Here is a 24,691-nt window from a genome sequence, read left to right on the forward strand (position 1 = left end):
CGGCTCGCGTCGAGCGCCGTCGGTCCCTGCCGGTTTCCGTCGGGCACCGTCGGTCCCTGCCGCGTTAAGCCCCGCACCACCGTCCCCAGTCGGCTCGCGTCGGGCGCCGTCGGCCGTTGCCGGCTTCCGCCCCGCATCACCGTCCCTTGCCGGTTTCCGCCGGGCGCCACCGTCCCTTGCCGGCTTCCGCCGGGCACCGCCGTCCCCTGTCGGCTTCCGTCGGGCGCCGTCGGCCCCTGTCGGTTTCCGTCGGGCGCCGTCGGTCCCTGCCGCCTTCAGCCCCGCAGCACCGGTCCCTGTCGGCTCGCGTCGGGCGCCGTCGGCCGTTGCCGGCTTCCGCCCCGCATCACCGTCCCTTGCCGGCTTCCGTCGGGCACCGCCGTCCCTTGCCGGTTTCCGTTGGGCGCCACCGTCCCTTGCCGGCTCCCGTCGGGCACCGCCGTCCCCTGTCGGCTCGCGTCGGGCGCCGTCGGTCCCTGCCGGTTTCCGTCGGGCACCGTCGGTCCCTGCCGCCTTCAGCCCCGCAGCACCGGTCCCAGTCGGCTCGCGTCGGGCGCCATCGGCCGTTGCCGGCTTCCGCCCCGCATCACCGTCGCTTGCCGGCTCCCGTCGGGCACCGGTCCCTGTCGGCTCGCGTCGGGCGCCGTCGGTCCCTGCCGGTTTTCGCTCTCCGACGCCGGTCCCTGTCGGCTCCCGCCCCCTGCCGCCGCCGCTCGCCGGCTCCACGGCCTGCCCCAAGCGGGAGCCCTCACGTACGGTTGACAACATGACTGGCTTCGGCGGCACCGCATCTCCCGGGATGGTCGACTGGAACCTCGCGGTGGCAACCGCGACACGGCTCGTACGCCCAGGTCCCGACGTCAGCCGCGACGAGGCCAGGGCCGTCGTCGCGGAGCTGCGCCGGCACGCGAAGGCCTCGGAGGGACACGTCCGGGGCTTCACTCGTATGGGCACCGAGGACACGCACGACACCCCGGTCCTCGTCGTCGACCGGCCCGGCTGGGTCCGGGCCAACGTCGCCGGCTTCCGGGAGATCCTCAGGCCCCTCCTGGAGAAGATGCAGGAACGGCGTGCCGGCAGCCCGGGCGGCGCGATCCTCGGCGCCGTCGGCGGCAAGGTCACCGGCGTCGAACTCGGCATGCTCCTGTCGTTCCTGTCCTCCCGCGTCCTCGGCCAGTACGAGACCTTCGCCCCCGCCACCCGCGACCTCCCGGCCGGCGAGAACGGCGGCGGCCGGCTGCTGCTCGTCGCGCCCAACATCGTCCACGTGGAGCGCGAACTCGACGTCGAGCCGCACGACTTCCGCCTGTGGGTGTGCCTGCACGAGGAGACCCACCGCACGCAGTTCACCGCCGTGCCCTGGCTGCGCGACCACCTGGAGGGCGAGATCCAGTCGTTCTTGGCGGAGACCGACGTCGACCCGATGACCTTCCTGGAGCGCATCCGGGACGCGGCCCAGTCCCTGGCCGGCGGCCGGCCCGAGGGCGAGGAGGAGGACGGCGGGCGCTCCTTCGTCGAGCTGGTGCAGACCCCCGCCCAGCGGGAGATCCTCGGCCGCCTGACGGCCGTGATGTCCCTGCTGGAGGGGCATGCCGACTACGTCATGGACGGCGTCGGCCCGAGCGTCGTACCGACCGTCGCGGAGATCCGCGAGAAGTTCCAGCAGCGCCGCGCCAAGGGCGCCTCCCGGCTCGACGTCGCCCTGCGCAAGCTGCTGGGTCTGGACGCCAAACTGAAGCAGTACCGGGACGGCGAACGGTTCGTGCGGGCCGTGGTCGACCAGGTCGGCGTCGACGGCTTCAACCGCGTGTGGACCTCGCCCAACACCCTGCCCACCAAGGCGGAGATCGCCAAACCGGCGGACTGGGTCGCGCGGGTGCACCGCAAGGCGGAGTCGTGAACGGCGCGGGGAGGTCGTGAAAGGAATCCGGCCGACGGCAGGCGAACGCCCCTCCAATCACCCGTCCGAGGGACCGTGAGCCATGCGTAGGCGTGCAATGCTCGGGGAACGGCCCGCTTCTGTCACCATCTACACACTCTGAGTGACCGTCTCGGGCTCACCCCCCGAAAACTTCATGAAGGGAACCGGACATGGGTCCCCATCCTGCGGTCGCGGCGATACGCCTGGCGGTCCGCCGCGTCCTTCACGACATCCTCAACGACCACCAGACCTCCCGCGCGTACTCGGGCCACCAGCTCGTCGGCGGGCCCCCGGACCGGACGGCCGAGCGACCCCCCTCCCCGCTCGTCCTCGTCGCGTGCTCCGGCGGCGCCGACTCCATGGCCCTCGCCTCCGCCCTCGCCTTCGAGGCCCCGAAGCTCGGCATCCGGGCCGGCGGGGTCACCATCGACCACGGCCTCCAGCCCGGCTCCGACCTCCGCGCCGACGAGGTCGTCCTGCGCCTGCGCGGGCTCGGGCTCGACCCCGTCGAGTCCGTCGCCGTGACCGTCGGCCGCGAGGGAGGCCCCGAGGCCGCCGCCCGCGACGCCCGCTACGCCGCCCTGGACGCCGTCGCCGAACGCCACGGCGCCGCCGCCGTCCTGCTCGGCCACACCCGCGACGACCAGGCCGAAACCGTCCTGCTGGGCCTCGCCCGCGGCTCCGGTATCCGCTCCCTGTCCGGCATGGCCGCGGTCTCGGGGGCCGGCGGCCGTTACCGGCGGCCCTTCCTGCAGCTCGACCGGCAGACCGCCCGCAAGGCCTGCATGGCCCAGTCGCTGCCCGTCTGGGACGACCCGCACAACACCGACCCCGCCTACACCCGCTCCCGGCTCCGGCACGAGGGCCTGCCCGCCCTGGAGAAGGCCCTGGGCAAGGGCGTCGTGGAGGCGCTCGCCCGCACCGCCCAGCTCTCCCGCGACGACGCCGACGCCCTGGACGCCTGGGCCAGCCAGGCCGAGGCCTCCGTACGGGACGCGGCCGGCCGGCTGGAGTGCGCCAAGCTGTACGCGCTCCCGCCCGCCGTGCGCCGCCGGATCCTGCGCCGTGCCGCCATCGAGGCCGGTGCTCCGGCCGGCGCGCTGTTCGCCCGTCACATCGAGGAAGTCGACCGCCTGATCACCGGCTGGCGCGGCCAGGGAGCCATCAATCTCCCGGGCAAAGTCGTCGCCCGGCGGCAGGGTGGCAGACTGGTGATTCGGCAAGGCTGAATCCCGACCTCCCGGAGTGCCCCTCCGGCGGGCCGGACAGCCGGAGGCCGTGCGTGCGGCCGGAGCCGGTGGCCGCACACGCGGCCGTAAGTGCGGGACGACCGAAAGTGATGCGGGTGGACGCGAAAGACATGGGTGCCGACCTCCAGCAGGTGCTCATCACCAAGGAAGAGATCGACGCGAAGCTGGCCGAGCTGGCCGCGAAGATCGACGCGGAGTACGCGGGCAAGGACCTGCTGATCGTCGGCGTCCTCAAGGGCGCGGTGATGGTCATGGCGGACCTCGCCCGGGCGCTGTCCACCCCCGTCACCATGGACTGGATGGCCGTGTCCTCCTACGGCGCGGGCACCCAGTCCTCCGGGGTCGTCCGCATCCTCAAGGACCTGGACACCGACATCAAGGGCCGGCACGTCCTGATCGTCGAGGACATCATCGACTCCGGCCTGACCCTGTCCTGGCTGATCAACAACCTCGGCTCGCGCGAGCCCGCCTCGCTGAAGGTGTGCACGCTGCTGCGCAAGCCGGACGCCGCCAAGGTCGCCATCGACGTCGAGTGGGTCGGCTTCGACATCCCGAACGAGTTCGTCGTCGGCTACGGCCTCGACTACGCCGAGAAGTACCGCAACCTGCCGTTCGTCGGTACGCTCGCCCCTCACGTCTACGGCGGCTGAGCCGGACCGGGCCGCGGGCTGAGCCAGTCGGCCCAAGCCCGGCAGGACGATCGGGAACCCCAGCGGGTTCCGCGCCGTTGAAGCATGCAGAGACGGGATTCCCAGCCGTCGAAACGGCTCCGTGCGGCTTCGGGCAACAATGCTGGGGTACCGTCAGAAGAACTGTCTTATCAAACTCACTATGGCAGGAGGGACGGGGCGGCACCGCTCCGTATGGATGGACGTGAAGCGATACTTCCGTGGGCCGGTCATGTGGATCGTGCTGGCCGTCCTTGCCGTGGTCGTGTTGATGCAGGTCGTCGGCTCGTCCGGCGGCTACAAGACGGTGGACACCGGCCAGGTCGTGGCGGCGATCAACGACAACAAGGTCGAGTCGGCCAAGCTCACCACCGGTGACGAGCAGAGCATCAAGGTCACGCTCAAGGACGGCTACAAGGTCGAGGGCAGCTCGAAGATCCAGGCGAGCTACATCGGCGACCAGGGCGTGCAGCTGGCCGGGACACTGCAGAACAAGTACCAGGAAAAGCAGATCACGGACGGCTACACGGTCTCGCCGTCCAAGCAGAACCCGTTCGTCGGCGTCCTGCTGTCCCTGCTGCCCTTCGTCCTGATCGTGGTCGTCTTCCTGTTCCTGATGAATCAGATGCAGGGCGGCGGCTCCCGGGTCATGAACTTCGGCAAGTCCAAGGCGAAGCTCATCACCAAGGACACCCCGAAGACGACCTTCTCCGACGTCGCCGGGTGTGACGAGGCCGTCGAGGAGCTCCAGGAGATCAAGGAGTTCCTCCAGGAGCCGGCCAAGTTCCAGGCCGTCGGCGCCAAGATCCCCAAGGGCGTGCTGCTCTACGGCCGCCCGGGTACCGGCAAGACCCTGCTCGCGCGCGCCGTCGCCGGCGAGGCGGGCGTCCCCTTCTACTCGATCTCCGGTTCCGACTTCGTCGAGATGTTCGTCGGTGTCGGTGCCTCCCGGGTCCGTGACCTGTTCGAGCAGGCCAAGGCGAACGCCCCGGCGATCGTCTTCGTCGACGAGATCGACGCGGTCGGCCGCCACCGCGGCGCCGGCCTCGGCGGTGGTCACGACGAGCGCGAGCAGACGCTGAACCAGCTGCTGGTCGAGATGGACGGCTTCGACGTGAAGGGCGGCGTCATCCTGATCGCCGCCACGAACCGCCCGGACATCCTCGACCCGGCGCTGCTGCGTCCCGGCCGCTTCGACCGGCAGATCGCGGTCGACCCGCCGGACCTGCAGGGCCGCATGGAGATCCTCAAGGTCCACCAGAAGGGCAAGCCGGTCGCGCCCGACGTCGACCTGTCCGCCGTGGCCCGCCGCACCCCGGGCATGACCGGCGCCGACCTCGCCAACGTGCTGAACGAGGCCGCGCTGCTCACCGCCCGCGGCGACCAGAAGCTGATCGACAACAAGGCGCTGGACGAGGCGATCGACCGCGTGGTCGCGGGCCCGCAGAAGCGGACCCGGATCATGTCGGACAAAGAGAAGAAGATCACCGCGTACCACGAGGGCGGTCACGCCCTGGTCGCGGCGGCCTCGCCGAACTCCGACCCGGTCCACAAGATCACGATCCTGTCCCGCGGCCGTGCCCTCGGCTACACGATGGTCCTGCCGGACGAGGACAAGTACTCGACCACCCGCAACGAGATGCTCGACCAGCTCGCCTACATGCTGGGCGGCCGGGCGGCCGAGGAACTGGTCTTCCACGACCCGACCACGGGTGCCGCGAACGACATCGAGAAGGCCACCAACCTGGCCCGCGCGATGGTCACGCAGTACGGCATGACCGAGCGTCTCGGTGCGATCAAGTTCGGCGGCGACAACAGCGAGCCCTTCCTCGGCCGTGAGATGGCTCACCAGCGCGACTACTCGGAAGAGGTCGCCGCGCTGGTGGACGAGGAGGTCAAGAAGCTGATCGAGACGGCGCACAACGAGGCCTGGGAGATCCTGGTCGAGAACCGCGACGTGCTCGACAACCTCGTCCTCCAGCTGCTGGAGAAGGAGACGCTGGGCAAGGAGGAGATCGCCGAGATCTTCGCCCCGATCGTCAAGCGCCCGCCGCGGCCCGCCTGGACCGGCTCCTCCCGCCGTACCCCGTCCACCCGCCCGCCGGTGCTCTCCCCGAAGGAGCTGGCACTGACCAACGGTGCGAACGGCGCGACGGCGGCGATCAGCACGGCCAAGTCGACGGCGACGGAGTCCGCCCCGGTGACGGAGCAGACCCCGGAGGACCGCCCGGAGAGCTGACGAGCCCGCCCCGTGAGCCGGCCATGTTTCGGCCAGCAGGGCCGGAATGAATGCCGCGCCCCCCAGGTTCTAGCCTGGGGGGCGCGGCATTTCGCTTGTCCGCAGACGGAACGCGAGGCACACCCGCGTGCAAGGCACAGGAACGAGGAACCAGATGACCGACCCGGTGACGCTGGACGGCGAGGGCCGCATCGGCGAGTTCGACGAGAAGCGCGCCGAGAACGCGGTACGGGAACTCCTGATCGCCGTCGGCGAGGACCCGGATCGCGAGGGGCTGCGCGAGACGCCGGCCCGGGTCGCGCGGGCTTACAAGGAGATCTTCGCGGGCCTGTGGCAGCAGCCGGAGGACGTCCTGACGACGACGTTCGACCTGGGGCACGACGAGATGGTCCTCGTGAAGGACATCGAGGTGTACTCGACCTGTGAGCACCACCTGGTGCCGTTCCGCGGCGTCGCCCACGTCGGCTACATCCCGTCCGAGACCGGCAAGATCACCGGCCTGTCCAAGCTCGCCCGGCTGGTCGACGTCTACGCCCGCCGGCCCCAGGTGCAGGAACGCCTCACCACGCAGATCGCGGACTCGCTGATGGAGATCCTGGAGCCGCGGGGTGTCATCGTCGTGGTCGAGTGCGAGCACATGTGCATGTCGATGCGCGGCATCCGCAAGCCGGGCGCGAAGACCATAACGTCGGCCGTGCGCGGTCAGCTGCGGGACGCGGCGACGCGGAACGAGGCGATGAGCCTCATCATGGCGCGCTGACCGCGCCGCCCGGCGGGGCCGGCGGTCAGGCCACCGGCTCCGCTCCCGGAGGGTTCTGGTCGTCGTCCTCCGGCAGCTTGCAGACCCGCTCCAGGAACAGGGCCGCCGCTATCACGCCGAGGCCGGCCAGTACCGACAGACCGGCGTAGACCGCCTGGTCCCGGCGGGCCGGGATGTCCAGCTGCTCCAGCAGGAAGACGCCCGCGCCGCCGTACATACCGGCGACGAGGGCGGCCACCAGGGCGCTGGCCTGGCCGAAGACGACCGCCCGGGCGGCCATCAGCGGATCGACGCCCTTGGCGCCGGGCCGGCGCTCGCGCTGGGCCCTCAGGCGGGCGCGCAGCGAGAGCGCCGTCGCGAGCAGGACCACCGCGATCAGCGCGAGGACGATGGGGGCGGCCACGGGGACGCTGGGCAGGGTCCCGATCGAGTTCCAGAGGCGGGCGCCCGCCCAGGACAGGACGCCGGCCACGACGAACACGCCCGCCAGCACCCTGATGCGCAGCTCTCTCACGGTGTCCCTTCAGTTCCCCCGGACCGTGCCGGCCGGTGGTCGTCCTGGTCTTGATCCGTCTCGACCTTAACGACTACTCGGGCAGCCGGAGTTCCAGGTCCGCGCGCGGCGCGACACCCTCACGGGTGACGCCGGCCAGCAGCTCGGCCACCGTGCCGCGGCCGGGGAGCTGGGCCTGCGGGTCCACGTCGTGCCAGGGGGCGAGCACGAAGGCCCGCTCGTGCGCGCGCGGGTGGGGGAGGGTGAGCTGCGGGTCGTCCGAGGTGACGTCCGCGTAGGCGACGATGTCGACGTCCAGGGTGCGCGGACCCCAGCGCTCGTCCCGGACGCGGTGGAAGGCCTCCTCGACGGCGTGCGCCCGCTCCAGCAGGGAGGAGGGCGGCAGAGTGGTCTTGAGGACCACCACCGCGTTGAAGTACGAGGGCTGGCTGCCGGGCTCGACGCCCCACGGCTCGGTCTCGTACACCGGGGAGACGGCCTTCACGCGGACGCCCGGGGTGTCCTCCAGGGCGTCGACGGCCCCCTGGAGGGTCTCCAGGCGGTTGCCGAGGTTGGAGCCGATGGAGAGCACGGCCCATTTGGGGTTGCTCAGCGTGGTGTCGGCTGCGTCCACCTTCTCGACGACCGAGGCGGGCACCGGCTGGACGGTCGGGTCGCTGTGACCCTGGCGGAAAGGTCGGGTCATACTCGGCTCCGGGTGATGGTGACGGTCACGTCGTCGAAGGGCACGGTGATCGGCGCGTCCGGCTTGTGGACGCAGACCTCGACCTCCTGAACCCCTTCGTGCTTCAGACAGGTCCGGGCGATCCGCTCGGCGAGGGTCTCGATGAGGTCCACCGGCTCGCCCTCGACCACGGCCACGACCTCCTCGGCCACGATGCCGTAGTGCACGGTCTTCGCCAGGTCGTCGTCGGCCGCGGCCGGCCGGGTGTCCAGGCCGAGGACGAGGTCCACGATGAAGGTCTGGCCCTCCTCCCGCTCCTTGGGGAACACACCGTGGTGCCCACGGGCCTTGAGGCCGCGCAGCGCGACACGATCCACGCGAATCACTCCTGCAATCGTCGGGAACGACCGGCTCGCACCGCGTGCGGGCGGCACACCGGTCTCTGACGAATCTACCTGCGGGCGCCGACAAAGCCGGGCCGCGGGGGCGTGGGCAGGGGCCGCCGCCCGCAGGGTTCACCGGGCGTTCTCCCTGGGGAACCCGGCCCTGTCATGGGCTGGTAGCCGCTTCTACCCCGGGTAGGTGATTCCAACCACTTCCCGGGGTCAGGCGAGGGGCCCGTCGTCCGGATCCACGCCGTTCACGTGGTTGTCCTCGTCGTCCTCGCCGGTCTCGGCCAGCACCGGGGAGGCGTGGTGCGACCAGAGCTTCCAGCCCGAGGGGGTGCGCCGGAAGACGTTGGTGGCGACGACGAGCTGACCGACCAGCGGGCCCAGTTCCGCGCCCTCCTCCGGGGCGGGTCCGCCGCTGAGGATGTTCTCCGTGCAGGTCACCAGCGCGGTGTCACCGGTCACGGAGACGTGCACATCGGTGAGGAAGAACTGGATGTAGTCCGTGTTGGCCATGATCAGGGCGTACGACCTGAGGACCTCGCCGCGGCCGGTGAGCACCGGCCAGCCGGGGTGCACGCAGGAGATCACGCCGGTGTCCGCGGGGTCGTGCCAGGTCTCGTCCACGCCCAGGTCGGCGGGGGCCAGCCAGAGGGAGGAGACCTCCTCGAAGTCGCCGCGTTCGAGTGCCTCGTAGAAGGCGGTGTTGGCTGCCTCCACCTGCTCGACGTCGGTGTGGGGGGCGCTCACCGGGCTCCTTCCGCCCCGCGCTCGCCTTCGGCGCCGGGCGCCCTTCCCGTCGTACGCGCCTCTTCCACGGCCCGTGCGACCCGTACCGCGTCCGCGGTGGCGCGTACCTCGTGCACGCGCACCGCCCAGGCGCCGGCGTGCGCGGCGAGGGCGGAGACGGCGGCCGTGGCGGCGTCGCGCTCCCGGGCGGGCGGCGGGGCGCCCTCCGGGCCGGCCAGGACCCGGCCCAGGAACCGCTTGCGGGAGGCGGCGACCAGCAGGGGGTGGCCGAGGGCGCGCAGCCGGTCGAGGTGGGCGAGGAGCGCGAGATCGTGCTCGGCCTCCTTGGAGAAGCCGAGGCCCGGGTCGACGACGATGCGGTCCGGGGCGATGCCGCCGGCCAGCACGGCCTCCACGCGCGCGTGCAGCTCGTCCACGACCTCCGTGACGACGTCCTCGTAGACGCCCTTGACGTTGCCGCCCTGGAGGAAGCCGCGCCAGTGCATGACGACGAAGGGGGCGCCCGCGTCGGCGACGACCGGGATCATCGCGGGGTCGGCGAGGCCGCCGCTGACGTCGTTGACGAGGGCGGCACCGGCCGCGAGGGACTGGGCGGCGACGGAGGCGCGCATGGTGTCGACGGAGACGACGACCCCCTCGGAGGCGAGGCCGCGCACCACGGGGATGACCCGCCGCAGCTCCTCGGCCTCGTCCACGCGCGTGGCGCCGGGCCGGGTGGACTCGCCGCCGACGTCGACCAGGTCCGCGCCCTCGGCGACCAGATCCAGGCCGTGTTTGACGGCGACGGTCGTGTCGAACCAGCGGCCGCCGTCGGAGAAGGAGTCGGGGGTCACGTTCACGACCCCCATGACCGCGCACCGGTCCCATGCCGGAAGGCCGGCGACTCGGCCGCGCCCGCTGAGGTTGTTCATACGTTCAGCGTAGGCCCAGCAGGGGGCCGGGAACGCGCCGCGGCCCGGGCGGGAGCCTCCGTGCCGGAGGGGGTAGGGGTCCCGCCCGGGCCGGTCCTGGTGCCGCACCACGCGGCGGAACCGCGGCTCAGGCCGCTCGCACGTCCCGTTCCGCCACCGCGTGCGCGCACGGGCGCTCGGCCGTCGCCCGGCGCCGGCGCAGGAAGCGCGGCAGCGGCAGGGCGAAGTTGACGAAGCCCTCAGCCTGCATGGCGGCGAAGCCGATGCGGGGCAGGTCGGCGGAGGCCCGGTAGACCACGAACCGCGGCTCCCAGCGGGGCTGGAACTTGGCGTTGAACTTGTACAGCGACTCGATCTGGAACCAGCGCGAGAGGAACACCAGCAGCCCGCGCCAGGCGCGCAGCACCGGACCGGCGCCGATCTTCTCCCCGCGGGCGAGGGCCGAGCGGAACATCGCGAAGTTCAGCGAGACCCGGGCGATGCCGAACTTCGGCGCGGCCTGGAGGGCGGCGACGATCAGCAGTTCGTTCATGCCGGGGTCGGCGCTCCGGTCGCGGCGCATCAGGTCCAGCGACACGCCGTCCTTGCCCCAGGGCACGAAGTGGAGGATCGCCTTCAGGTCGCCGTACTCGCCCGGTTCGTCATCGGCCTTGTGGGCGGTGGCGATCAGGCAGTCGCCGTCGGCCGGGTCGCCGATGCGGCCGAGCGCCATGGAGAAGCCGCGCTCGGTGTCCGTGCCGCGCCAGTCCTCCGCCGCCCGGCGGATCCGCTCCAGCTCGGCGTCGCCGAGGTCACGGATGCGCCGCACCCGGGTCTCGTAGCCGGCCCGCTCGATGCGCTTGACCATCTGGCGCACGTTGCGCATCGCGCGTCCGGCGAGCGAGAAATCCGCCACGTCCACCACCGCCTCGTCGCCCAGTTCCAGGGCGTCCAGGCCGGTCTCGCGGGTCCACACCTCGCCGCCCGTCTCCGAGCAGCCCATGACCGCGGGCGTCCAGGAGTGGGCCCTGGCCTCGTCCATGAAGCGCTCGATGGCACCCGGCCAGGCCTCGACGTCCCCGATGGGGTCGCCGCTGGCGAGCATCACGCCGGACACGACCCGGTAGGTGACCGCGGCCTTGCCGCTCGGCGAGAACACCACCGCCTTGTCGCGGCGCAGCGCGAAGTGGCCGAGCGAGTCACGCCCGCCGTGCTTCTCCAGCAGCGCGCGCAGCCGGGCCTCGTCGTCCTCGGTGAGGCGCGCGGCCGGGTGCTCGGGGCGGAAGGCCAGGTAGATGGTGGTGACGGCGGTGATCCAGCCGAGGGCGCCGAGGGAGAACGCGACCGTCCAGGAGGTGTTGCCCTGGTAGTCGACCGGGCCCTCGAAGCCGAACAGGCCGTAGATGACGTGCGTCAGCCGGTCGGCCAGGCTCGGGTCGCCGATCGTCCGGTGCGGGTGGACACTGACGATGACCAGACCGAGGGCGAGCGAACCGGCGCCCATCAGCACGAAGTTGGCGAGCGCCCGCCACCTGCTGCGCGGGTCCGGCAGCGCCGCGAACTGGTCCCGGTGGCGCAGCAGCGGAACCAGCAGCGCGACCGCGATGAGCACGCCGATGATCGAGTGCCGGTAGGCGAACTGCGCCACCGCGCCCGCCGGGAGCAGCGCGACCGCGGCCCGCCACGCGCGGCGCTTGCGCCGCTTGAGCCCGTGCGCGAGCAGCAGCAACAGCACGCCCGCGCTGAGCGAGAGCGCCGCCGCGAACGGGCCGAACGAACCCGGCAGCACCTCGGCGATGGCGTGCATGCGACTGTGGCGGAAGCGCGGGAACACACCCGCGGCGATGTCCAGGACGCCGACGAGCGCGGCGGCCCGGCCGACCAGAGCGGGGACGGCCTCGGGGCGCGGGCCGCGCAGTATGCGCCGCACCCGGCTGGATCGGCCCGGAACCCCGTCCGACATTTCCCCATCTATCCTGACAGACATCGCATCCCGTAGTTCTGCGAGAGACCTTGGACCCGGGCCCGATCGGGCGTCCGGCGACATTGCGCCCTCTAGGACGGTGTCTCGGGGGGAGAGGTTCACTCCCCGCCGGAAAGTCGGGTCAAAGGCCAAGAAAAGCCCCGGGCAAGCCCACGCGACGACGCGTGGACACGATACGGGCGGAAAGCGCAGGCAGGAACAGCCCATGGGTCTCACGAGCGACAAAGTGCTGGCGCTGGCGATTCTGATCGCCGTCGTGCTGTTCATCGGCACCGTGTGGCTGTGGCCGCGTCTCGCGCGCCAGAGCTGGCGGGCCGTCAGCGGGCGGATCGGCCTGCTGCTGTCCACCCAGGTGGCGCTCTTCGCCTGCGTGGGGCTCGCCGCCAACCAGGCCTTCGGCTTCTACGCCAGCTGGGCCGACCTGTTCGGCAAGGAGACCGGCCAGGGGCTGGTCATCGACCACGCGGCGGGCGGCACCGCCGGCGGCCCGCTCCAGGTGGCCTCCACCTCCGACGTACCGGGGGTGAGCGCCACGCGGCCGCAGACGGGCGGGCAGATCCAGAAGGTGAACATCGTGGGCCGCAAGTCCCGCCTGGTCTCGCCGGCGTACGTGTACCTGCCGCCGGAGTACTTCCAGCCGCAGTACCGCACGCGGACGTTCCCGGTGTCGGTCGTGCTGACCGGTTACCCGGGCACCGCGCGGTCGCTGGTGGACAAGCTGAACTATCCGAGCACGGCGCAGCGGCTGGCCAAGGAGGGGCGGGTGCAGCCGATGATCCTGGTGATGCTGCGGCCCACCGTGGCGCCGCCGCGCGACACCGAGTGCGTGGACGTACCGGGCGGGCCGCAAGCGGAAACGTTTTTTGCCAAGGATCTGCCGGACGCCGTCCGCGGGCACTACCGGGTCGGCAAGCGGGCGCGCAGCTGGGGCATCATCGGCGACTCCACGGGCGGCTACTGCGCGCTCAAGCTCGCCATGCACCACCCGAACGTCTACGCGGCCGGGGCGGGCCTCTCGGCGTACTACAAGGCGCCGATCGACCCCACCACCGGTGACCTCTTCCACGGCGACAAGAAGCTGCAGAACCGCGCCGACCTGTTCTGGTTCCTCCAGCACGAGGAGGCGCCGGACACCTCGCTGCTCGTCACCAGCAGCAAGGTCGGCGAGCACAACTACAAGGACACGCTGAGGTTCATAGACCGGGTGCAGGCCACCAACCTGACCCGGATCTCGTCGATCATCCTCGACAGCGGCGGTCACAACTTCAACACCTGGCGGCGCGAGATCCCGCCGACCCTCCAGTGGATCAGCGGACGGCTCAGCGACCGCTGACCCCGACGCTGCTCTGACGCCCTGTGAAGCCCGCCCCGTGGCCGTGTTTTTACGGGGCGGGGGCCCACGAATCGCCTACGCGCGGTAAGTTTCTGGCCATGCCACGTGGACGCCACCGCCATTCCCCGCCTCTGCACCGGCTGTTGCCTCCCTCCGCGATCGCGGGCGTCTCCCTCGTCTGCGCGCTGGGTCCCTGGGTGTTCTCCGAGGCCACCGTGTTGCGCGCGCTGGCCGCGGCGGCCGCCGCGACGGCGGTCGTCGGCGCGGTCGTGATGCGCCGCTGGGACACGCAGGCGGGCAAGCGGGTCGCCGAACTCACGCGCGCGCGTGCCGGTGACGAGTGGCGGTACGAGGAACGGGTCGCCGAACTGGAGAGCGACCTGGAGGAGTCCCGCGAACTGCGCGCCAAGCTGGAGCAGCGGCTGCGTGCCAAGCGGGCCGAGCTGGCGGGCCTGCGCAACGAGCACGCGGCCCTGCTGCGCCGGTACGCCACCGCCGAGACCGAGCGCGCGAGCGCCCTGGAGGGGCGGCGGCTGCTGGAGCTGGAGACGGCGGTGCCCGAGCTGGAGACCGCGCCCTCGTCGTCGCCCGCGCTGCCGCCCGCGCCCGCGCGGAGCGGCGAGCCCTCGGCGCCCTCCGGGTCCGCCGAGCCGTCCGGGGCGGGCGCGGAGGACGGGCCGACGGCCCGCGCGGTGTTCTCGCCCGAGGGCGCGCAGCTGTACCGGCAGGCCCTGACGGCTCTGGTCCGGTTCGGCCGGGGGGCTGCGGCAGAGCCGGGGGCCGAGGCGGAGGCTGACGTCGCGGCCGAGGCGGAGGCCGAAGGCGGGCCTGCGGCTGAGGCCGAGGGGGAGCCCGTGGCCGTGGCCGAGGCTGTTGCTGACGCCGAGCCGGAGGGTGTCGTGGCGGAGCTCGAGGAGGAGGGGGCCGGGGCCGGTGAGCCTCGGACCGCCGGACAGCCCGAGTACGCCGGACAGCCCGAGTACGCCGAGTCGGCGGCCGACGCGACGGAGGCCCCTGCGGAGCGGGAGGCCCTGGCGGAGCGGGAGGTTCTTGCGGACCGCGAGTCTCCCGCCGACCAGGCGGCTCCCGCGGACCGTGCGGACGCCGAGGCCGGGCCCGTCGCCAAAGGAGAGGACGCCGCGGCAGCCGTGACGGACGGCGCCGACGCCTCTCACGCGGCCGAGGCCGCCAAGCCCGCGGGGCAGCCGCCCGCCGGGCACTTCACGGTGCCGACCGCGGTGGCCGTCGTACCGCCGGCGCCCGCGCGGCGCCCGGTGGTCGAGGGCGGGTTCGACTTCTTCGGCACCCAGAAGGACGCGCCGAAGAGCGCCCTGGACTCCGTGCAGAACGAGGACCTCGCCGACGTCGTCGGCCCGGAGGCGCTCGCTGTGCACAAGGCGGAGTCCGAGGCCGCCTTCAAGCCGGCCGCCGCGCGGTCCCCGGAGACCGGCCAGGTCATCGACCTGACGGCGCACGACGAGACCGAGCAGATCGACGTCCAGGGGCTGCGCAGCGCGGCCTCCTGAGCCGCCGCGGACAGCGATGCCGGGCCCGGCCTTCCCGTGAGGGGGAGCCGGGCCCGAGGCGTCTCCGGCCGAAGCCGGTGCCGGCTGCTCGGTCAGCCGGGGGCCGGCGGTCCGGTCGCCGGTCAGCCGGTGGTCATCCAGCGGTCGGGGAGGGCGTCGCGGCGGCCCGTGCGGGTGCGTTCCGCCTGTTTGTCCAGGAGCCGTGCGGCTTGCCTGTGCCGGGCGCCGGGCGCCGGGCGCCGGGTGCCGGGTGCCCGGTGCTCGGTCAGCCGGGGGCCGGCGGTCCGGTCGCCGGTCAGCCGGTGGTCATCCAGCGGTCGGGGAGGGCGTCGCGGCGGCCCGTGCGGGTGCGTTCCGCCTGCTCGTCCGGGAACCGTGCGGCTCTCCTGTGCCAGGCGCCGGGTGCCGGGTGCTCGGTCAGCCGGGGGCCGGCGGTCCGGTCGCCGGTCAGCCGGTGGTCATCCAGCGATCGGGGAGGGCGTCGCGGCGGCCCGTGCGGGAGCGTTCCGCCTGCTCGTCCAGGAGCCGTGCGGCCTCCCGTGCGTCCCGCAGCCGGGCCGTCACGGTCTTGTCGGCCCCGGTGTCCACGTGCACCTCGGCGAGCCCCCAGCGACGCTCCCAGGGCCCCTGGGTGAGCCGTACGCTCTGCACCTTGGCGTGCGGGACGAGCGAGAGCCGGCGGCACAGCAGGCCGCTCCGGGCGGCGAACACCGTGTCGGTGACCGCCAGCCGGTGCCCGCGCCACCACACCGGTACGCACCACCGGGCCCGGCGCGGCACCCGCGACAGCTCCCGGGGCACCGCCACACCGGGCAGCACGCGCGCGACGACCGCCTCCGCGGCCTCGCGCGGGGCGACGGGCACCAGCACGGAGTTGTCGGATCCGGCCACATCGAGCTCGACGCGCACCCAGCCGCGCCCCCGCCACAGCAGCGGCTCCACGATCCGCACGGTCTGCACCCGGCCGGGCGGCACCGTCTCGTGCGCACGGTCGAGCAGCCCGTGGTCGATGCGCAGCCCGTCCGGGGACTCGCTCACCGTCCAGTCGAACTCGGTGACGAACCGGCCCACACTGCTCGCGCCGGCCGCGCCGAACAGGGGCAGGGCGGTCGCGAGGGCCGTCCACGGGTTGTGGGTGACGAGCCACAGCACGGTCGGTACGACCAGCGCGGCGCACAGCGAACCCCAGGTGGCGCCCGTCAGCAGCACCGAGCGCACCAGCTCCCGCGGTGGCACGCGCAGCAGCGTCCGCGCAGGTGCCTCGCCGACCTCGTGCGCCGTCTCGGGCGCGAAGCCCGCCGCGCGGGCCAGCAGCTCCGCGCGCAGGGCGCGCGCCTCCCGCTCGCCCAGGAAGGCCAGTTCGTCCTTGTCGTCGGTGCCGACGACGTCGAGCCGCAGCTTCGCGACGCCCGCCACGCGCGCGAGGAGCGGACGGGAGACGTCCACGGCCTGGATGCGTTCCAGCCGGATGTGCGCGGTCCGCCGGAACAGCAGTCCAGTCCGTATGCGCAGCTCGGTGTCGGTGACGGCGTAGTGCGTGAACCACCAGGACAGGAAGCCGTAGAGGCCGGCCGCCGGCACCAGCACCGCGAGTGCCAGCAGGAGCACGGTCCCGGTCAGCCGGGTGAGCTGCTCCTGCGCGCCGTTCGGGTTGTGCACCGCCCAGCCGGCCAGCACGGCGAGCGGCGCCCACGCCCGGCGGAAGGGCGTGACCGGGTGCAGCCGGCGCTCGATGACGGGCGGGCGCCCGGTGGCGGGCGGGTGCTCCGGTACGCCGCCGTCGGGTACGCCGCGGCCCCGTTCCGCGCCGTCCGGTATGCCGTCGTCGGGTACGCCGCGGTCCCGCTTCGCGTCGTCCGGTATGCCGCCGTCCATGCCCTGGTCCCTGTCGTCGGCGCGGTCGTGGGGCGTCACAGGCCCGCCGATCGTGCCTCGCCCAGCTCGGTCAGCCGGTCGCGCAGCCGCTCCGCCTCGGCCGGGTCCAGGCCGGGGATGGTCGCGTCGGTCGCGGCGGCGGCCGTGTGCAGCTGCACGGTGGCCAGCCCGAAGCGCCGCTCCACGGGCCCGGAGGTCACCTCCACGAGCTGCATCCGCCCGTACGGCACCACCGTCTCCTCCCGCCACAGGACACCGCGGCTGATCAGCAGATCGTCGGCGCGCTCGGCGTACCGCCAGGAGCGCCAGTTGCGCTCCAGCAGCCGCCAGCACCAGGCGGCGAAGACCGGCGGCAGCAGCGCGCAGGCCGCCCAGCCGGGCCCCGCGAACAGCCCGGGGAGCAGCCCCGCGGCGACCGCGAGCACCCCCGTCCACACCACCAGCAGCAGCCGGCGCACCCGCAGCAGACCGGGCTGCAGCCCCCGCCACACCGGCTGGTCCGCCGGCGCTCCCGTCTCTTCCGGAGTCCCCGTTTCCATGAGGCCAGCGTACGTAGGGGAAACTGGGCCCATGACTCCTACGACGGAGACCACGGTCGGCATCGGCGGCGCGGCGGAGAGCACCGACATGGTGCTCAACATCGGGCCCCAGCACCCGTCCACGCACGGTGTGCTGCGGCTCAAGCTCGTGCTGGACGGCGAGCGCATCGTGCGCGCGGAGCCGGTGATCGGCTACATGCACCGAGGCGCGGAGAAGCTCTTCGAGGCGCGCGACTACCGGCAGATCATCGTGCTCGCCAACCGCCACGACTGGCTGTCGGCGTTCTCGAACGAGCTGGGCGTCGTCCTCGCCGTGGAGCGGATGCTCGGCATGGAGGTCCCCGAGCGGGCGGTGTGGACACGCACCCTGCTCGCCGAGCTGAACCGGGTGCTGAACCACCTGATGTTCCTCGGCTCCTACCCGCTGGAGCTGGGCGGGATCACGCCGGTGTTCTACGCGTTCCGCGAGCGCGAGGTGCTCCAGAACGTCATGGAGGAGGTCTCGGGCGGGCGCATGCACTACATGTTCAACCGCGTCGGCGGCCTCAAGGAGGACCTTCCGGCCGGCTGGACCGCACGCGCGCGTGAGGCGGTCGCCGCGGTGCGCTCGCGCATGGACGTCTTCGACGACCTGGTGCTCGGCAACGAGATCTTCCGGGGGCGCACCCGCGGCGTCGGGGCGCTCACGCCCGAGACGGTGCACGCGTACGGCGTGAGCGGGCCCATCGCGCGTGGCTCGGGGGTCGACTTCGACCTGCGCCGCGACGAGCCGTACCTGGCCTACGGCGAGCTGCGGGACACCCTGAAGGTCGTCACCCGGAGCGAGGGCGACTGCCTCGCCCGCTTCGAGGTGCTGCTGGCGCAGACGCACAACGCGCTGGACCTGGCCGACGCCTGCCTGGACCGGATCGCCGAGCTGCCGCCGGGGCCGATCAACCAGCGGCTGCCGAAGGTGCTGAAGGCACCCGAGGGGCACACGTACGCGTGGACCGAGAACCCGCTCGGGATCAACGGCTACTACCTGGTCAGCAAGGGTGAGAAGACGCCGTACCGGCTGAAGCTGCGCTCGGCCTCGTACAACAACATCCAGGCGCTGACCGAGCTGCTGCCGGGCACGCTGGTGGCGGACATGGTGGCGATCCTGGGGTCGATGTTCTTCGTGGTCGGCGACATCGACAAGTAGGCCGCGGTGCCGACGCCCGCTACCGCTCCGGCTCCGGTCCCGGCTCCAGGGGGTCCGGGATGCCGACCGGCTGGAGGAGCCAGCCGAAGTCGCCGAGGCCGCCCGGTGCCGTCAGCTCGGCCGCCTCACCGGCGCTCGCCAGGGCGCGCACGTAGGCGGAGGGGTCCGTGGAGGCCAGCGCGAGCGGGGGGCGTGCGCCGGTGAGGCCGAGGGCGCGCAGAGCAGCGCGCTGCGTGAGCAGGCGCGCGGGAGGAAGCTCACGCGCTGCTTTGCCGGGCTCGTGCGCCGTGTCCCGGGGAGCTTGTGCCGCGCCGCGAGGGGTGCGAGAAGCCGTGCGCGCCGCTTCGGAAGGCGCTGGGGAATCCGTGTGCGCCTGGTCGAGGGGCGCGTGGGGCGAGATGTGCGCCGTGCCCGGCGGCGTCTGCGCCGTATCGGCGGCCGTGTGGGTCCTACCGGCGCCCGTGTGGGTCGTACCGGACGGCGCGTGCGCCGTGCGCGGTGCCCACGCGCACGCGTCCAGGGCGACGTGGGCCGTGATGTCGCACGTCCCGTCCGGCACGGGGGCCGTCTCGCGGCCCTCGCGGAAGCCGGTGAGCGTTCCGAACGGGGGGCGGGTGTCCACGGTGTGGGCGTAGTCCACGGCCACCGCCAGCCCCCGCACCACCCGGTCCACGGCCGCCGCCCAGGCCCTGTCCCGGGGCAGCCCGATCTCGGCCCGCAGCCCTTCCTCGGCCGGCAGCGGCCACCAGCGCGCGAGCCAGTCCGCCACCGCTCCCGTCACGGGCTCCCCGAGCCGCTCCGAGCCGTCCTCCGCCACGAGCACCAGCCGGGGCACGCCCGCGGAGTTCACCTCGACGACGTCGACGGGGACGTTGTCCAGCCACTCGTTGGCGAACAGCAGTCCGGTGACCGCGTCCGGGAGTTCGCTCAGCCAGGTGATCCGTTCGTCCAGGCCGGCCGGGCGGCCGGCGATCTCCACGGCGTACACGCGCGTGCGTGCCGCCACGTCGGCCGGCAGCGCGGCGAGCACCCCGCCGGCCAGCTCGCCCCGCCCCGCGCCCATGTCGACGAAGTCCAGCGCGGCGGGCCGGCCCAGCGCGGCGTCGACCCGGCACAGCAGCCCGGCCACGGCCCGCGCGAACAGCGCGGAGGCGTGCACGGACGTACGGAAGTGACCGGCCGGTCCCTCCGGGCGCCGGTAGAAGCCGCCGGGGCCGTACAGGGCCGTCTCGGCCGCCGCGCGCCAGCCGCGCGGACCGGGATGCTCGCGGGAACCCGCCGCCGTCGTCTCATCCGCCACCGGAACAGACTAGGCGCACAGATGATCACCGCATCCACCTTGGGGAGTACGCGCGCCGGACGCGGATCGGCCCATCGGTTGACCCGTGCACGCATCTGGTTTCCCTACTCTGGGTTACGTGCAGCGCCTCTATGACTTCCTCCGCCGCCACCCGTCCTGGGTCGACGCCTTCTGGGCCGTCGTCCTGTTCGGGGTGTCCGCGGTGAGTGTGGTCAGCCTCGACAGGACACCCGGCTACCACGGGACGCTCCCCGAGGGGATGGCGGTCTCCGCCGGCCTCTGCGCCGTCGTGGCGCTGCGCCGCCGTTTCCCGGAGCCGATGCTGCTGGTCGCGCTCGTGATCGGGCTGGCCCAGCTGGTCCTGGACGTCGAGACGACCGTCGCCGACTTCGCCATGCTGGTGATCACCTACACGGTCGCGGCGGTCGGCGCGCGCTGGGCCTCCCGGCTCGCCCTCACCGTCAGCCTGTGCGCGGCGGCCGTGGCCCAGATCCGCTGGCCGGACGAGCACAGCAGCTTCGCCGGGCAGGTCGCCATCGCCGTCTTCCAGACGGTGCCCTTCGCCCTCGCCTGGGTGCTCGGCGACTCCATGCGCACCCGGCGCGCCTACTTCGCCCAGCTGGAGGAGCGTGCGTCCCGCCTGGAGAAGGAGCGCGAGGCGCAGGCGAAGGTCGCGGTGGCCGCCGAGCGCGCCCGGATCGCGCGCGAGCTGCACGACGTCGTCGCGCACAACGTGTCGGTGATGGTCGTGCAGGCCGACGGCGCCGCCTACGTCATGGACGCCGCGCCCGACCAGGCGAAGAAGGCCCTGGAGACGATCTCCTCCACCGGCCGCCAGGCCCTGGCCGAGATGCGCCGCCTGCTGGGTGTGCTGCGCACCGGTGAGCACCAGGAGAGCGGGGAGTACGTCCCGCAGCCCGACGTCGAGCAGATCGACGACCTCATCGAGCAGTGCCGCAGCTCCGGCCTGCCGGTCGACTTCAAGGTGGAGGGCACCCCGCGCCCGCTGCCCAGCGGGGTGGAGCTGACCGCCTACCGGATCGTGCAGGAGGCGCTCACCAACACCCGCAAGCACGGCGGGCCGAACGCGGGCGCGAGCGTGCGCCTGGTGTACTTCGACGACGGTCTCGGCCTGCTGGTCGAGGACGACGGCAAGGGCGCCCCGCACGAGCTGTACGAGGAGGGCGGTGCCGACGGGCAGGGCCACGGCCTGATCGGCATGCGCGAGCGCGTCGGCATGGTCGGCGGCACCCTGGACGCCGGCCCGCGCCCGGGCGGAGGCTTCCGTATCAGCGCCCTGCTGCCGCTCAAACCGGCGCACTGACCCCGTCGTACGCCCGCCGTACGCCCCCGCCCCCGTAGGCTCCACGGCAACCGAAGACACGGAAGAGGACCCGATGACGATCCGCGTGATGCTCGTCGACGACCAGGTGCTGCTGCGCACCGGGTTCCGGATGGTGCTCGCCGCCCAGCCGGACATGGAGGTCGTCGCGGAGGCGGGCGACGGCGTGGAGGCCCTTCAGGTGCTGCGGTCGACCGGGGTCGACGTCGTCCTGATGGACGTACGCATGCCGAAACTCGACGGCGTGGAGGCCACCCGCCGCATCTGCCAGGAGCCGAACCCGCCCAAGGTGCTCATCCTGACCACCTTCGACCTCGACGAGTACGCCTTCTCCGGGCTGAAGGCGGGCGCCTCCGGCTTCATGCTCAAGGACGTGCCGCCGGGCGATCTGCTGGCCGCCATCCGGGCCGTGCACAGCGGTGACGCGGTCGTGGCGCCCTCCACCACCCGGCGCCTGCTGGACCGCTTCGCGCCGATGCTGCCCTCCGCCGGCAAGCAGCCCCAGCACAAGGAGCTGGAGCGGCTCACCGAGCGGGAGCGCGAGGTGATGGTGCTGGTCGCGCAGGGCCTGTCCAACGGCGAGATCGCGGCCCGGCTGGTGCTGAGCGAGGCGACCGTGAAGACCCATGTGGGCCGCATCCTGACCAAGCTCGGGCTGCGCGACCGGGTGCAGGTGGTCGTGCTGGCGTACGAGACGGGGCTGGTGCGCGCCGGCGGCCACGGCTGACGGCCCGCGGGGGCGGGAGGCGCCCTCCTCAGCGCAGGACGCCCTCGATGAAGTCGCTGCCGAGCCGGGCCACCGCGGACAGGTCCAGCTGGTGCTGGACGTACCGGCCGCGACGGCAGTCGGTGACCAGGCCGGCCTTCTTCAGCACCGTCAGGTGCCGGGATATCTCGGGCGCCGACATGCCGTGCGCGTCGGCCAGTTCGCTCGTGGTGTGCGCCGCGCGCGCCAGGTGCCGGCACAGCCGCATCCGCACCGGGTGCGCCAGTGCCTCCAGCCGGCGCGTGAGCTGCTCCACGGACGGGCCCTGCGGCCGGGAACCGCTCACGGGGTAGGTGATCGAGGGCTGCCAGCCGTACCGGTGCAGGACCATCACGTGCGGCCAGCCGAGGCTGGTCGGCACCAGCACCAGGCCGCCGTCGCCGGTGGCGGTGTGGCCCACCAGCAGCTTGTCGACCGTGACGAGTCCGGCCTCCTCGTCCAGCGAGACCGCCCCGGACAGGGACGCGAGTGCCTCGCCGAGGCCCTTGCGGCGCAGCAGTTCGGTCTTGTGCCGGGCGTCCGCGGCCAGCTGGGGCTGGATACGGGCCCAGGTGTCGGCGAAGAAGGCGTCGTCGCAGTCGAGCATCAGCTGCCGGAACCAGGCGCGGACGGCCGGCGGATCCGCCAGCAGGCGGCGCGTGAACCGCTCCTGCACGGCACCGCGCGCGGCGGCCAGCTCCAGGGAGCGCCGGCGCAGCTCCGGGTCGTCCAGCGGGCCGGGCTCCTGCACGTCGTAGCGGAGCTGGCAGGTGAACTCCAGGGCCGCGTTGACGAACTGCTCGTCCGTCAGCTTGTCCAGTTGGTCCAGCTCTTCGGCGAGCGTGGCCCCGGGGAGCGCGCACCCGCCCGGGATGCCGGCGAACGGGGCGAAGACGTCCGAGAACGTCGTACGCCACAGGAAGTCCGCCTCGCACAGCCGGTCGGCCAGGCCGGGGTCAAGCCGGGAGGAGACCGCCGTCGCCCAGCCCTGCAACTGCGGGTGGTGGCCGGGCTCGCTCAGCGCGTGCAGCGCCATCCCCAGCTCCGCCAGCGGAGAGGGCACGACGGCGATCCGCTCCGCGGGCAGTCCGGTGATGTCGATCGTCACGCTCATGCCCTCCATCGTGCACCCGCCCACCGACAGTGCCGCCGTGGATTGACGGCAGCCGTCAATCCACGGGACATCCGCACCGGACGGCAGCAGGCTGAAGGCACCGGGGCAGCCGCGGAGCCCGATCAGTCACCCGATCACACACGTCCCGAAGGCGATCCGCCATGAGCATCACCCAGCAGTACCTCCTCGACACCTACCGCGCCCGCCTGCACGGCGAGTCCGCACCGCCCGCGCCGGGCCGCCACGACCTCGCCCTGGTGCGCGAACTGCGCGACTACCGGCGCTTCCGCGCGGTCGTCGCCGGGCGCCCCGCGCGCGGGCGGCTCCGCCGCGCGCTCGCCCGCCGGCTGCGCCCCCGCGCCTGCTAGGCCCGCCCGGGCAGGCGGCCGACGAAGTCCCGTACGGCCGCGCGGACATCGTCCGCCGTCCACTCCAGGGCCTCGGCCTGCACGCTGACCTCGGTGAACGCGAGTCCGGGCCCGCCGGCGTCCCAGGCGTTCGCGAAGAGCAGCACCGAGGTCTCCTCGCCCTGGCGCACCGCCGCCTCGGCGGCCACCTCGGGCTCGTACGGCAGCCAGACCTGGAACTGGTGGGTGTGCGGCTGCTCCGGGTGGACGCGGGCCCAGGGCAGCCCGGCCGCCGCGAAGCCCTCGCGCAGCGCGGCGGCCACCACGCGCGCGTGCCGCACGTACGCGGGCAGCCGGGGCAGTTCGCGATCGAGGCCGACGAGCGCGGACAGGGCGGTCGGGAACTGCTGGAAGATCATGCCGCCGTACCGGTGCCGCCAGGTCTTCGCCTCCTCCACCAGCGTCCGCGGACCGGCGAGCGCGGCGCCGCCGAAGCCGCCGAGGGACTTGTAGAACGACACGTAGACGCTGTCGGCCAGGCCCGCGATCTCGGGCAGGGGGCGCCCGAAGTGCTCGGTGCACTCCCACAGGCGCGCGCCGTCGATGTGCACCACCGCGTCGCGCTCCCGCGCCGCCTCGACGGCCTCGGTCAGCTCCTCCCAGGTGGGCAGCACGAAACCGGCGTCCCTGAGGGGCAGCTCCAGCATCAGCGTGCCGAACGGCTCTTCCAGGTCCCGTATCTCGGCCGCCGTGGGCAGCCGGCGCCCCTCGCCAACCTGGACCGGACGCAACCCGCTGACCTGGCTGAACGCCTGCCGCTCGTGCACCTCCGGATGGGCCAGCGGGTGCAGGGCCACCGCCGGGTCGCCGGTGCGGGCCGCCCAGCAGCGCATGGCCACCTGCTGGGCCATGGTCCCCGTCGGGAAGAAGGCGGCGGCCTCGGTGCCGAGCAGCGCGGCGACCCGCTCCTCCAGGGCGGCCACGATCCGGTTGCCGTAGACGTCGGCCGGCTCGTCCAGGTCGTACACCCCGTCCGCCGCCTCCGTCAGCTCCGCCAGGCGCTCGCGGATCGTGCGCGCCGAGCCCCCGCGGGACAGCGTGCGCCGCGCCCGCAGCTGCGCCGCCGTCCGCCGCTCGCGCAGCCGCTCCCGCGCCGCCTGTTCCGTGTCCTGCCCGGTGACGTGCCCGGTGTCCTGCCCTGTGCGCTGTTCAGCCGTGTCGGTCATGCCGCGGATCATGCCCCGGCGGACCGGTGAGGGCACTGTGATTTCCGCCCGGCCGCCCGCCCGCTCGTCCCCTGCCCGGCCGGCCCGCCGGAAGGGCGTGGCGTAACCCACAGCCTGTGGACAGCCGGCCGC

Annotated in this window: 22 protein-coding genes; 11 read left to right on the forward strand and 11 right to left on the reverse strand. The window is 73.1% G+C overall.

The features are described from left to right. The first annotated feature begins 766 nt into the window (after nt 1-766). The 5 genes from CCN44_RS10325 to folE all read left to right on the forward strand — a co-directional run bounded on the left by CCN44_RS10325 (nt 767) and on the right by folE (nt 6,838). Nucleotides 767-1,900 carry a zinc-dependent metalloprotease gene (locus CCN44_RS10325; RefSeq protein ID WP_059251565.1) on the forward strand — a complete coding sequence of 378 codons (1,134 nt, stop codon included), beginning with the start codon at nt 767-769 and terminating at the stop codon, nt 1,898-1,900. A gap of 191 nt (nt 1,901-2,091) precedes the next feature. Beyond that, on the forward strand, nt 2,092-3,150 hold the full coding sequence (gene tilS / locus CCN44_RS10330) for a tRNA lysidine(34) synthetase TilS (protein ID WP_059251567.1): 1,059 nt from the start codon (nt 2,092-2,094) through the stop codon (nt 3,148-3,150). Nucleotides 3,151-3,260: 110 nt separating this feature from the next. Further along, entirely contained in the window at nt 3,261-3,821 is a 561-nt protein-coding gene (hpt, locus tag CCN44_RS10335; RefSeq protein WP_030342680.1) for a hypoxanthine phosphoribosyltransferase, read from the forward strand. Between the two features lie 217 nt (nt 3,822-4,038). Next, on the forward strand, nt 4,039-6,078 hold the full coding sequence (ftsH, locus tag CCN44_RS10340) for an ATP-dependent zinc metalloprotease FtsH (protein ID WP_059251569.1): 2,040 nt from the start codon (nt 4,039-4,041) through the stop codon (nt 6,076-6,078). Nucleotides 6,079-6,232: 154 nt separating this feature from the next. Next, a complete protein-coding gene (gene folE / locus CCN44_RS10345; RefSeq protein WP_030342684.1) occupies nt 6,233-6,838 on the forward strand; it encodes a GTP cyclohydrolase I FolE in 606 nt (201 codons plus the stop codon). Between the two features lie 25 nt (nt 6,839-6,863). On the opposite strand, the gene CCN44_RS10350 is transcribed toward folE, so the two are convergent. The 6 genes from CCN44_RS10350 to CCN44_RS10375 form a co-directional block, all read right to left on the reverse strand. Further along, entirely contained in the window at nt 6,864-7,352 is a 489-nt protein-coding gene (locus tag CCN44_RS10350; protein WP_086697454.1) for a DUF3180 domain-containing protein, read from the reverse strand. A gap of 73 nt (nt 7,353-7,425) precedes the next feature. After that, complete coding sequence (gene folK, locus CCN44_RS10355; RefSeq protein WP_059251573.1) at nt 7,426-8,037, reverse strand: 2-amino-4-hydroxy-6-hydroxymethyldihydropteridine diphosphokinase; 612 nt, start codon at nt 8,035-8,037, stop codon at nt 7,426-7,428. Next, a complete protein-coding gene (folB, locus tag CCN44_RS10360; RefSeq protein ID WP_059251576.1) occupies nt 8,034-8,393 on the reverse strand; it encodes a dihydroneopterin aldolase in 360 nt (119 codons plus the stop codon). The genes folK and folB overlap by 4 nt, the downstream gene beginning before the upstream one ends. A 228-nt stretch (nt 8,394-8,621) precedes the next feature. Then, complete coding sequence (locus tag CCN44_RS10365) at nt 8,622-9,155, reverse strand: nuclear transport factor 2 family protein (RefSeq protein WP_059251578.1); 534 nt, start codon at nt 9,153-9,155, stop codon at nt 8,622-8,624. Then, a complete protein-coding gene (folP, locus tag CCN44_RS10370) occupies nt 9,152-10,066 on the reverse strand; it encodes a dihydropteroate synthase (protein WP_189397103.1) in 915 nt (304 codons plus the stop codon). Before folP ends, CCN44_RS10365 begins: the two co-directional genes overlap by 4 nt. Nucleotides 10,067-10,193: 127 nt before the next feature. Beyond that, nucleotides 10,194-12,008, reverse strand: a complete 1,815-nt coding sequence (locus tag CCN44_RS10375) for a phosphatidylglycerol lysyltransferase domain-containing protein (protein ID WP_086697455.1) — start codon at nt 12,006-12,008, stop codon at nt 10,194-10,196. A gap of 226 nt (nt 12,009-12,234) precedes the next feature. On the opposite strand from CCN44_RS10375, the gene CCN44_RS10380 reads away from it, so the two are divergent. Together CCN44_RS10380 and CCN44_RS10385 are read left to right on the forward strand one after the other, a co-directional pair. Then, entirely contained in the window at nt 12,235-13,362 is a 1,128-nt protein-coding gene (locus tag CCN44_RS10380) for an alpha/beta hydrolase (RefSeq protein WP_059251583.1), read from the forward strand. A 98-nt stretch (nt 13,363-13,460) separates the two neighbouring features. After that, complete coding sequence (locus CCN44_RS10385) at nt 13,461-14,888, forward strand: hypothetical protein (protein ID WP_208639746.1); 1,428 nt, start codon at nt 13,461-13,463, stop codon at nt 14,886-14,888. A gap of 447 nt (nt 14,889-15,335) precedes the next feature. On the opposite strand, the gene CCN44_RS10390 is transcribed toward CCN44_RS10385, so the two are convergent. Both CCN44_RS10390 and CCN44_RS10395 read right to left on the reverse strand, forming a co-directional pair. Then, nucleotides 15,336-16,763: a PH domain-containing protein gene (locus tag CCN44_RS10390; protein ID WP_086697464.1), complete on the reverse strand. Its 1,428-nt coding sequence runs from the start codon at nt 16,761-16,763 to the stop codon at nt 15,336-15,338. A gap of 35 nt (nt 16,764-16,798) precedes the next feature. Then, nucleotides 16,799-17,302, reverse strand: coding sequence for a PH domain-containing protein (locus CCN44_RS10395; protein ID WP_059251585.1), 504 nt, complete (start codon nt 17,300-17,302; stop codon nt 16,799-16,801). A gap of 31 nt (nt 17,303-17,333) precedes the next feature. Between CCN44_RS10395 and CCN44_RS10400 the strand changes: the two genes are divergently transcribed. Further along, entirely contained in the window at nt 17,334-18,485 is a 1,152-nt protein-coding gene (locus CCN44_RS10400) for an NADH-quinone oxidoreductase subunit D (RefSeq protein ID WP_059251587.1), read from the forward strand. Between the two features lie 19 nt (nt 18,486-18,504). Here the strand turns inward: CCN44_RS10400 and CCN44_RS10405 are convergent, their stop codons facing one another. Further along, nucleotides 18,505-19,785: an SAM-dependent methyltransferase gene (locus CCN44_RS10405; protein ID WP_208639747.1), complete on the reverse strand. Its 1,281-nt coding sequence runs from the start codon at nt 19,783-19,785 to the stop codon at nt 18,505-18,507. A 118-nt stretch (nt 19,786-19,903) separates the two neighbouring features. Here CCN44_RS10405 and CCN44_RS10410 point away from each other — a divergent pair, with 118 nt between their 5' ends. Continuing rightward, the gene (locus tag CCN44_RS10410) at nt 19,904-21,109 is read left to right on the forward strand and encodes a sensor histidine kinase (protein WP_059251588.1); all 1,206 of its coding nucleotides are present in this window, start codon (nt 19,904-19,906) and stop codon (nt 21,107-21,109) included. A 73-nt stretch (nt 21,110-21,182) separates the two neighbouring features. Further along, complete coding sequence (locus tag CCN44_RS10415) at nt 21,183-21,854, forward strand: response regulator (RefSeq protein ID WP_059251591.1); 672 nt, start codon at nt 21,183-21,185, stop codon at nt 21,852-21,854. A 28-nt stretch (nt 21,855-21,882) separates the two neighbouring features. On the opposite strand, the gene CCN44_RS10420 is transcribed toward CCN44_RS10415, so the two are convergent. After that, entirely contained in the window at nt 21,883-22,986 is a 1,104-nt protein-coding gene (locus tag CCN44_RS10420) for a DUF5937 family protein (protein ID WP_059251594.1), read from the reverse strand. A 161-nt stretch (nt 22,987-23,147) separates the two neighbouring features. Here CCN44_RS10420 and CCN44_RS10425 point away from each other — a divergent pair, with 161 nt between their 5' ends. Beyond that, entirely contained in the window at nt 23,148-23,354 is a 207-nt protein-coding gene (locus tag CCN44_RS10425; protein WP_059251596.1) for a hypothetical protein, read from the forward strand. On the opposite strand, the gene CCN44_RS10430 is transcribed toward CCN44_RS10425, so the two are convergent. After that, a complete protein-coding gene (locus CCN44_RS10430) occupies nt 23,351-24,559 on the reverse strand; it encodes a threonine aldolase family protein (protein WP_086697466.1) in 1,209 nt (402 codons plus the stop codon). The two genes, CCN44_RS10425 and CCN44_RS10430, sit on opposite strands and share 4 nt — an antisense overlap. Nucleotides 24,560-24,691 lie beyond the last annotated feature (132 nt).

This window comes from Streptomyces tricolor (genome assembly GCF_002155905.1).
In the GTDB taxonomy this organism is placed as follows: domain Bacteria; phylum Actinomycetota; class Actinomycetes; order Streptomycetales; family Streptomycetaceae; genus Streptomyces; species Streptomyces tricolor.